Origin of the sequence: Pseudomonas sp. PS01299 (assembly GCF_029960145.1) — a bacterium.
Lineage (GTDB): Bacteria > Pseudomonadota > Gammaproteobacteria > Pseudomonadales > Pseudomonadaceae > Aquipseudomonas > Aquipseudomonas putida_A.
In genome coordinates, this window is record NZ_JASCPO010000224.1 from 1 (window position 1) to 9519 (window position 9519).

8 protein-coding genes are annotated in these 9519 nt (G+C 61.2%); all 8 read right to left on the reverse strand.

The annotated features are described in order from the left end of the window. Window positions 1–96: 96 nt before the first annotated feature. Window positions 97–1578: an anthranilate synthase component I gene (trpE, locus tag QMX91_RS25640; RefSeq protein WP_098965895.1), complete on the reverse strand. Its 1482-nt coding sequence runs from the start codon at window positions 1576–1578 to the stop codon at window positions 97–99. Between the two features lie 71 nt (window positions 1579–1649). Then, on the reverse strand, window positions 1650–2468 hold the full coding sequence (locus QMX91_RS25645; RefSeq protein ID WP_095137402.1) for a phosphoglycolate phosphatase: 819 nt from the start codon (window positions 2466–2468) through the stop codon (window positions 1650–1652). Further along, the gene (gene rpe, locus QMX91_RS25650; protein WP_003228808.1) at window positions 2465–3139 is read right to left on the reverse strand and encodes a ribulose-phosphate 3-epimerase; all 675 of its coding nucleotides are present in this window, start codon (window positions 3137–3139) and stop codon (window positions 2465–2467) included. The genes QMX91_RS25645 and rpe overlap by 4 nt, the downstream gene beginning before the upstream one ends. 80 nt (window positions 3140–3219) lie before the next feature. Continuing rightward, window positions 3220–4368: an iron-containing alcohol dehydrogenase gene (locus QMX91_RS25655; protein WP_098965896.1), complete on the reverse strand. Its 1149-nt coding sequence runs from the start codon at window positions 4366–4368 to the stop codon at window positions 3220–3222. A 277-nt stretch (window positions 4369–4645) separates the two neighbouring features. Continuing rightward, window positions 4646–5470, reverse strand: coding sequence for an ABC transporter permease (locus QMX91_RS25660; RefSeq protein WP_041070101.1), 825 nt, complete (start codon window positions 5468–5470; stop codon window positions 4646–4648). Window positions 5471–5482: 12 nt separating this feature from the next. Further along, entirely contained in the window at window positions 5483–6730 is a 1248-nt protein-coding gene (locus QMX91_RS25665; RefSeq protein ID WP_098965898.1) for an ABC transporter permease, read from the reverse strand. Between the two features lie 258 nt (window positions 6731–6988). Then, on the reverse strand, window positions 6989–8032 hold the full coding sequence (locus tag QMX91_RS25670; RefSeq protein ID WP_027610727.1) for an ABC transporter substrate-binding protein: 1044 nt from the start codon (window positions 8030–8032) through the stop codon (window positions 6989–6991). Between the two features lie 48 nt (window positions 8033–8080). Continuing rightward, a complete protein-coding gene (locus QMX91_RS25675) occupies window positions 8081–9205 on the reverse strand; it encodes an ABC transporter ATP-binding protein (protein ID WP_095137407.1) in 1125 nt (374 codons plus the stop codon). Window positions 9206–9519 lie beyond the last annotated feature (314 nt).

Below are 9519 nucleotides of genomic sequence, written 5' to 3' on the forward strand. Positions count from 1 at the left end.
GGCTTGCTCGCGAAAGCGGTGTATCAGCCGACATCCATTTTGAATGCCAGCCCGTATTCGCGAGCAAGCCCGCTCCCACAGGGGGATTGTGTGGACTCAGCTTTCCGGAGTCTGCTCAGCCAGGGCCACGGCGCGGAACATCGCGCGGCGTTTGTTCAGGGTTTCTTCCCATTCCAGCGCCGGCACCGAGTCGGCAACAATACCGCCACCGGCCTGCACGTGCAGTTCGCCGTTTTTGATCACCGCGGTACGAATCGCAATCGCGGTGTCCATGTTGCCGTTCCAGGCGAAGTAACCGACCGCACCGCCATATACGCCACGCTTGACCGGCTCCAGTTCGTCGATGATTTCCATCGCACGGATCTTCGGCGCGCCGGACAAGGTGCCCGCCGGCAGAATCGCCCGCAGCGCGTCCATCGCGGTCAGCCCGGCCTTCAACTGGCCGGTGACGTTGGAGACGATGTGCATCACGTTGGAATAACGCTCGATGACCATTTTCTCGGTGAGCTTCACCGAACCGATTTCCGAAACCCGGCCAGTGTCGTTACGACCCAGATCGATCAGCATCAAGTGCTCGGCGATCTCCTTGTCGTCCGACAGCAGATCCTCTTCCAGCGCCAGATCCGCCTCTTCGGTGGCTCCGCGTGGACGAGTGCCGGCAATCGGGCGCACGGTGATCAAATTGTCTTCGACCCGCACCAGCACTTCCGGCGAACTGCCGACGACGTGGAAGTCGCCGAAGTTGAAGAAGTACATGTACGGCGTCGGGTTGAAGCAACGCAGGGCACGATACAGATCGATCGGCGCCGCCTTGAAGTCGATCGACATGCGCTGCGACGGCACGACCTGCATGCAATCGCCCGCGAGGATGTACTCCTTGATGGTGTCGACGGCTTTTTCGTAGTCGCTCTGGGTGAAACTGGAGCGAAACAGCGGATCAGCCGCTTGTTGCTTGCTGAAATCCAGGCCACGGCGCGGGGTGATCGGCTGGCGCAGTTTCTCCAGCAGTGCCTGCAATTGCGCCTGGCCTTGCTCGTAAGCATCGGCTTGCGCCGGGTCGGCCAGAACAATCGCGTGCATCTTGCCGGCGAGGTTGTCGAACACCACCACTGCATCGGAAACCATCAGCAGAATGTCCGGCACGCCCAGTGGATCCGGGTTCGGGCATTTGCCCAGACGTTTCTCGACATAGCGCACGCAGTCGTAACCGAAGTAGCCGACCAGCCCCCCATTGAAACGCGGCAGACCGGCGATGGTCGGCACGTTGTAGCGGGCCTTGAAGGTTTCGACGAAAGCCAGCGGGTCTTCGACGTCATGGCTTTCGGTCTCGACGCCATCGACGGTGATGCTCACGTGATGGTCGTGCACCCGCAGCACAGTGCGGCACGGCAGGCCGATGATCGAGTAACGACCCCATTTCTCGCCGCCCTGCACCGATTCGAGCAGGTAGGAGTTTGGCTGGTCGGCCAGTTTCAGGTAGATCGACAGCGGGGTGTCGAAGTCGGCCAGGGTTTCGCAGGCCAACGGAATGCGGTTGTAGCCGTCAGCGGCCAGGCGCAGGAATTCTTCGCGGATCATGGGGTGCCTCGTGGTGTGAGGGGCAAATCAGTCAGGTGTGCAAACGCGCCGGCAAGCCGGCCAGGCATCAGTCAGGCGCGCCAACGCCAGCGGGCCAGGGCCTTGATGACTTTCATCCAGAGTTTGCGGGTGACCACCACGATGGCGTTTCCAGAATGGGATTGAGCAGCGTCGGGCAACGTTATCTCAGCGGCTGTACCGAGGCAACCGGGAATTAGCTTGCGCAGATCGTCGATCACCAGTGCCGGGGATTCCTCGGCAATCGGTCGACCGTGGTTGTAGCCGTAGCTCAGCGCCACGCACTTGACCCCCGCCGCTTTCGCCGCCAGCACGTCGCTGCGCGAATCGCCGACGAACAGCGATTGCGAGGCCGGGATGTTGGCCATTTTCATCACGAAGAACAGTGCCGCCGGGTCGGGTTTCTTTTGCGGTAGCGTATCGCCACCGATGATCCACTTGAAGTAGCGGCCGATCTTCATCTGATCCAGCAGCGGCGCGACAAAACGCTCCGGCTTGTTGGTGATCAATGCCATGGCCACGCCCTGTTTGTGCAGCCATTTGAGAGTGTCGCGTACGCCGGGATAGACCACGGTCAGCTCATGACTGGCGCCATAGGCCTCCATGAACACTTCCAGCGCGTGCTCGGCCTCGACGTCATCCACCGCCGAATGATCGATGCCACCGGCCAGCGCCCGGCGCACCAGCACCGGTGCGCCATTGCCGACCCACTCGCGTACCGCCTCGATACCGGCAGGCTTGCGGCCGAGGGAGAGCAGCATGGTGTCCACCGCCGCCGCCAGGTCGGGAACCGAGTCGATCAACGTGCCATCCAGATCGAACATCACCAACCGTGGCAGTTGCCCCGGGAACAGCTGCTCAAAACCGCTCATGGGCGCGCCAGCGCCAGTTCGGAACGCATCTTGTCGATGACTTCCTGATAGTTCGGTGCATTGAAGATCGCCGAACCGGCCACAAAGGTGTCAGCGCCAGCGGCCGCGATTTCACGGATATTGTTGACGTTGACCCCGCCGTCGATTTCCAGACGGATGTCACGCCCCGAGGCATCGATGATCGCCCGCGCTTCGCGCAGTTTGTCGAGGGTGCCAGGAATGAACTTCTGCCCGCCGAAGCCCGGGTTGACGCTCATCAGCAAGACCATGTCGACCTTGTCGATCACGTACTTGAGCACGTCCAGCGGGGTCGCCGGGTTGAACACCAGGCCGGATTTGCAGCCGCCTTCACGGATCAGTTGCAGCGAACGATCGACGTGCAGCGTGGCTTCCGGGTGGAAGGTGATGTAAGTGGCGCCGGCCTCAATGAAGTCGCCGACAATGCGATCCACCGGGCTGACCATCAGGTGTGCGTCGATCGGCGCAGTGATGCCGTACTTGCGCAGTGCCGCGCAAACCATCGGGCCGATGGTCAGGTTCGGCACATAGTGGTTGTCCATGACATCGAAGTGGACGAAGTCGGCACCGGCGGCCAGAACATTGTCCACTTCTTCGCCGAGGCGGGCGAAGTCGGCGGAGAGAATCGACGGAGCAATTACGAAGGGCTGCATGACGCACCTTTTCTGAGCTAAATCACGATGGCGCGCATTGTATACCTCAAGTTTCCGTGCGCGCACCGTGACCGCGATGATCAGTACGCCGCTCGGTAGATCTTCTCGATATCCGCAGCGCTGAGCTTGCGCGGGTTGTTGCGCATCAGACGCTCGATTCCCGCGGCCTCCACGGCCATGGCCGGGATCGCCTCTTGCGGAACGCCAAAACTGCGCAGCCCGGCCGGAATTTCCACCGCCGCGCACAGTTCGGTCATTGCCTGCACGGCTTTGTCCGCCGCCTCGGTGGCGCTCAGATGAACGGTCTTCACCCCCATGGCTTCGGCGATATCCTGCATGCGCTCGACGCAGGCCATCTTGTTCCAGGTCATGACATACGGCAGCAACAACGCGTTACTCACGCCATGGGCGATGTTGAAGCGCCCGCCCAACGGATAGGCCAACGCATGCACCGCGCCGACTCCGGCATTGCCGAACGCCATCCCGGCCATCAGGCTGGCGGTGGCCATGTCCTCACGGGCCTGCAGATTGGCGCCATTGGCATAGGCCTTGGGCAGCGACTTGGCAATCAACCTGATTGCGCCGAGCGCCAGCGAATCGGTGATCGGCGAAGCGTTGACCGACAGATAGGATTCGATGGCATGCACCAGCGCATCAACACCACTGGCGGCGGTGACGCTGCGCGGGCAGGTCAGGGTCATTTGCGGGCTGACCAGCGCCACGTCCGGCAACAGGTAGTCGCTGACGATGCCTTTCTTCAGTTGCGCGACCTTGTCGGAGAGGATGGCGACGTTAGTCACTTCCGAGCCGGTGCCGGCGGTGGTCGGGATGGCGATCAGCGGCGGGCCTTTGCGCGGCACCTGATCGACGCCGAACAGGTCTTCCAGCGCGCCGTGGTATCCGGCATACGCGGCGACACTCTTGGCGATGTCGATGGCACTGCCGCCACCGAGACCGATCAAGCCGTCATGCCCGCCCTCGCGATACACGCGCATGCAATCTTCGACGATGGCGATTTCCGGGTCCGGCAGCACCCGATCAAAAATCTCGTACTCGCGCCCGCCCAATTGGCACAGCGCCAGCTCCACGGTGCCGGACTTGACCAGCGCGGCGTCGGTGACGATCAGCGGGTTGTCGATATCCAGCCGCGTGAGCTCCGCCGCCAGTTGCTCGATGGCCCCGGCGCCGGTGATCAGTTTGTGAGCAATTTTGAACTGGGACAGACTCATCGTGCGCAGCCTCTTATAGATGTGGGAGCTGAGCACAAGCGTAGCTGAGGGTTTGGGGTTGTCTGGTATTCAGTTGGTGAATAATCAAGAGCAAAAGCCCCTCACCCTAACCCTCTCCCGGAGGGAGAGGGGACTGACCGAGCTGCACTCTCGAAGTCCATCGACGTGCAATACCGAGTCGAACTCAGATTCTGAACAGCATGAAGATCTGCTCCCTTTCCCCCTCGCCACCTTGGGGGAGAGGGCTGGGGTGAGGGGGTGGCTTTTGATCTGGGCGTCAGACCTGCGCGGTACGCAGTTTCTCGCTACGACCGCGCAGCCATTCCAGCGTCAGTAACAAAATCACCGAAAAAGCGATCAGCAAGGTGGCCGCCGCCGCAATCGTCGGGCTGAGGTTCTCGCGGATCCCGCTGAACATCTGCCGTGGCAAGGTCGCTTGCTCGGGGCCGGCGAGGAACAGCGTCACCACTACTTCATCGAACGAAGTGGCAAAGGCAAACAGCGCCCCGGAAATCACCCCCGGCGCAATTAACGGCAGGGTCACCCGACGGAACGTGGTCAATGGCGAAGCGCCAAGGCTGGCCGCCGCCCGCACCAGATTGTGGTTGAACCCCTGCAACGTTGCCGACACGGTGATGATCACGAACGGCACACCGAGCACCGCGTGCACCACGATCAACGAGAAGAAGCTGTTGCCCAGTCCCAGCGGTGCGAAGAACAGATAACTCGCCACACCAATGATCACCACCGGCACCACCATCGGCGAAATCACCAGCGCCATCACCAGCGCCTTGCCGGGGAAGTCGCCACGGGTCAGGCCGATCGCGGCCAGGGTACCGAAGACCATCGCCAGCACCGTGGCCGCGGGGGCGACGATGATGCTGTTCTTCAGCGAACGCATCCATTCCGCCGAGGCGAAGAAGTCCTGATACCAGTGCAGGGAAAAGCCCTGTAGCGGATACACCAGGAAACTGCCCGAGTTGAACGACAGCGGCACGATCACCAGTACCGGCAGAATCAGGAACAGCAGGATCAGGCCACAGAGGATCCGCAAGCTGTAGAACCACACCCGTTCGATGGGCGACATGTAAGGACTCAGCATTTCAAATTCCCCTTAGCTCAGGCGCAGGCGACTGGCGCCCACCAGCCAGCTGTAGATCAGATAAAGCACCACGGTCGCCAGCAGCAACAGGCCGCCCAGTGCAGTGGCCATGCCCCAGTTGATGCTGGTGTTGGTGTAGAACGCGACGAAGTAACTGACCATCTGATCGTTCGGGCTGCCGAGCAGCGCCGGGGTGATGTAGTAGCCGATGGCGAGGATGAACACCAACAGGCAACCGGCACCGACGCCGGCATAAGTCTGCGGGAAATACACCCGCCAGAAACTGGCGAACGGATGGCAGCCCAACGAGATGGCGGCGCGCATGTAGGTTGGCGAGATGCCTTTCATCACGCTGTAGATCGGCAGAATCATGAACGGCAGCAGAATGTGCACCATCGAGATGTAGACCCCGGTGCGGTTGAACACCAGCTCCAGCGGCTTATCAATGATGCCCATCGCCATTAGTGCGCTGTTGATCAGCCCGCCCGATTGCAGCAACACGATCCACGCCGCGACCCGCACCAGAATCGAGGTCCAGAACGGCAGCAGCACCAGAATCATCAGCAGGTTGCTCTGCCGTGATGGCAGGTTCGCCAGCAGGTAGGCCAGTGGATAGGCGAGGAACAGACAGATCACGGTGATGATCAGGCCCATCCAGAACGTGCGGGCGAAGATGTCGAGGTAGATCGCCTGATCCGGGGTGGCCGGGGCCAGTTCGCCGAGATCATCGATACGGTGATCCACCGCCGCCAGCAGGTAGTAAGGCGTGATGCTGCTGGTGTTGCGTTTGACCGCTTGCCAGTAGGCCGGATCGCCCCAACGCTCATCGAGCGCTTCGAGGGCTTCTTTATAGGAGGCCGGTTCGCTGGCGAAGGGCAGCGCCCGGGCAGTTTTGGTCAGCAGGCTGCGATAGCCGGCCAACTCCATGTTCAAGCGCTTGGACAGATCGCCCAGCGTCTGGTTTTTGCGGGCTTCGGCGAGATCTTCGCCGGCCGCTTTGTACACCGGTTCAGCGGGCAGGCCACGGCCGTCCCAACTGGCGATGGCCGCCACGGTGCGCGGCATGCCGCCGACCACTTCCGGGTTGCCGACGCTTTTGTAGAGCAGCGCCACGATCGGCACCAGAAACACCAGCAACAGAAACAGCACCAGCGGCGCAATCAACGCCTGAGCCTTCCAGCGGTTGACCCGCTCGGCGCGCTTGAGCTTCTGCTTCAAGGTGGGGCTGGCGCCCTCGTTCAGGGGAACGGCGATGGCCATGACGTACTCCGCAAATCTTTGATCGTTACAGAGGTGGCGAACCACCTCTGTTGTGTTGAAACACCACAGGTCTCAGAGGAGTTTTTGTGGCGAGGGGATTTATCCCCGATCGGCTGCGCAGCAGTCGTAAAACCTGAGAATCCGGTTTATCTGACACACCGAGCGGGTATGGCTTCGGGGGCTGCTTCGCAACCCATCGGGGATAAATCCCCTCACCACACAAGCTCCTTCGCCACAAAGTCTTCCTTCAGACTGTGGTTATTTCGCAGCCCAGGAATTGAAGCGCTGCTCCAGTTGCTCGCCGTTGTCAGCCCAGAAGCTGACGTCGATCTGCACCTGGTTGGCGATGTTTTCCGGGGTGGTCGGCATGTCTTTCAGCACGTCCTTGCTCAGCAGCGGTACGGCTTGAGTGTTGGCCGGGCCGTAGGCGATGTTTTCCGAGTAGGTCTTCTGTTGCTGCGGCTGAACCGAGTAGGCGATGAATTTCTTCGCCGCTTCGGCGCGCTTGGCGTCCAGACCTTTCGGGATGGCCCACGCATCGAAGTCGTAGATGCCGCCATTCCACACCACTTTCAGGTTGGATTCTTTCTGCACGGCGGCGATGCGACCGTTGTAGGCCGAGCTCATGACCACGTCACCGGAAGCAAGGTATTGCGGTGGTTGCGCGCCGGCTTCCCACCACTGAATGCTCGGCTTGAGTTCATCGAGTTTCTTGAACGCGCGATCCTGCCCTCCCTTGCTCGCCAGCTCTTTATAAACGTCCTTCGGTGCAACACCGTCGGCCATCAGCGCGAATTCCAGGGTGTACTTGGCGCCTTTGCGCAGGCCACGCTTGCCCGGGAATTTCTTGGTGTCCCAGAAATCGGCCCAACTGGTTGGCGCGGTTTTCAGCTTGTCGGCGTTGTACGCGAGCACGGTCGACCAGACGAAGAAGCCCACGCCGCATGGCTGAATCGCGCCTTTGACGTAGTCTTCAGTCTTGCCGAACAGCGCCGGGTCGAGCTGTTCGAACATGTCTTCATCGCAACCACGGGACAGCTCTGGCGATTCAACTTCCACCAGATCCCACGACACGCTCTTGGTGTCGACCATGGCTTTGACCTTGGCCATTTCGCCGTTGTACTCGCCGGCAACGATCTTGCCGTTGCCCGCCGCTTCCCACGGTGCGTAGAAGGCTTTGACTTGCGCCGCCTTGTTCGCCCCGCCAAACGACACCACAGTCAGATCGGGACCGGCGGCCATAGCGCTGGCCGCACCCATCAGGCCCAGGGTCAGGGCGGTGAACTTCAGGGATCTCAACATTTATTGTTCTCTCCACGTGCAGGGTTGGTGTTGGTATTGCCGGGGCGCTTAGTGCGCCTCTAGAAGAGGATCGAGTGCGCGAACGTGCTCGACCTGCCAGCCAAGCGGAACCACGTCGCCGACCGCGAGCGCTGGATCGAGCTCGGCAATCGGCTGTTTCACGAAGAAGTCGGTCTTGCCGCAGACTTCCAGGCGCACCCGGACGTGGTCGCCCAGATAGATGAATTCCGCCACCCTCCCTGAGAAGCGGTTGACGCATTGGTCGCTCGAACCATTGAGGCTGACGCGCTCCGGGCGGATCGACAGGGTCACCGGTTCGCCGGCCTGGCCGACGTTGACCGCCAGCGCCTCGACCTTCTCGCCCCGGCCCAACTCGACCACGCAACGCTCGCCGCTCTGGCTGAGCAGTCGGCCGTTGAGGCGGTTGTTCTCGCCGATGAAGTTGGCGACGAAAGTGTTTTTCGGTTCTTCGTAGAGGGTACGCGGCGGGGCGATCTGCTGGATCTCGCCCTGATGGAACACGGCGACGCGGTCGGACATGGTCAGGGCTTCACCCTGGTCGTGGGTCACGTAGACCACGGTCACGCCGAGGCGCTGGTGCAGGTGCTTGATCTCCATCTGCATGTGTTCGCGCAGTTGCTTGTCGAGTGCGCCCAGCGGTTCGTCCATCAGCACCAGTTGCGGTTCGAACACCAGCGCCCGGGCCAGCGCCACACGCTGTTGCTGACCGCCGGAGAGTTGCGCCGGATAACGCGAAGCGAAGGCGTCGAGCTGGACCATGCTCAGGACTTTCTTGACCTTGTCGCTGACGTCGCTCTTGTTCAGACCACGTACGGTCAGCGGGAAGGCCAGATTCTCGGCCACGGTCATGTGCGGGAACAGCGCGTAGTTCTGGAACACCATGCCGATGTCGCGCTTGTGCGGCGGCACGTTGTTGATTGCACGGCCGGCCAGGAGGATTTCGCCAGCGGTCGGGGTTTCGAACCCGGCGAGCATCATCAGACTGGTGGTCTTGCCCGAGCCGGACGGCCCGAGCAGGGTCAGGAACTCGCCTTTGCGAATGTCCAGGTTGAGGTCTTTGACGATCAGGTTCTCGCCGTCGTAGCTCTTCTGCACTCCACGAAAGCTGACCAGCACGTCACTGGCCCCTGCGTTTGAATCGACCTGGCTCATACCCACACCTTTGTTATTGGTAACTGCTGTGGATTAAGCCTAGTGGCTGGCGCCAGCCACGCAAATCGGGGCGCAGGAGAGAATTGCCTCAGCCGGATGGAAGGTTGGGGGTAGGGATTGCCCTACAAGGATGGCGCGTTTTGGCAAACGAGCTACGAGCACCATGCTGCGAGCAGCAAGAACAAGCAAAAGCGCGTGTCGCTGATGGATATGCCCACAATGGCAGGCCAGATGGAGATTCCCTGTGGGAGCGGGCTTGCTCGCGAATGCGGTATGTCAGTCAATGAATGATTGGATGACCCACCGCATTCGCG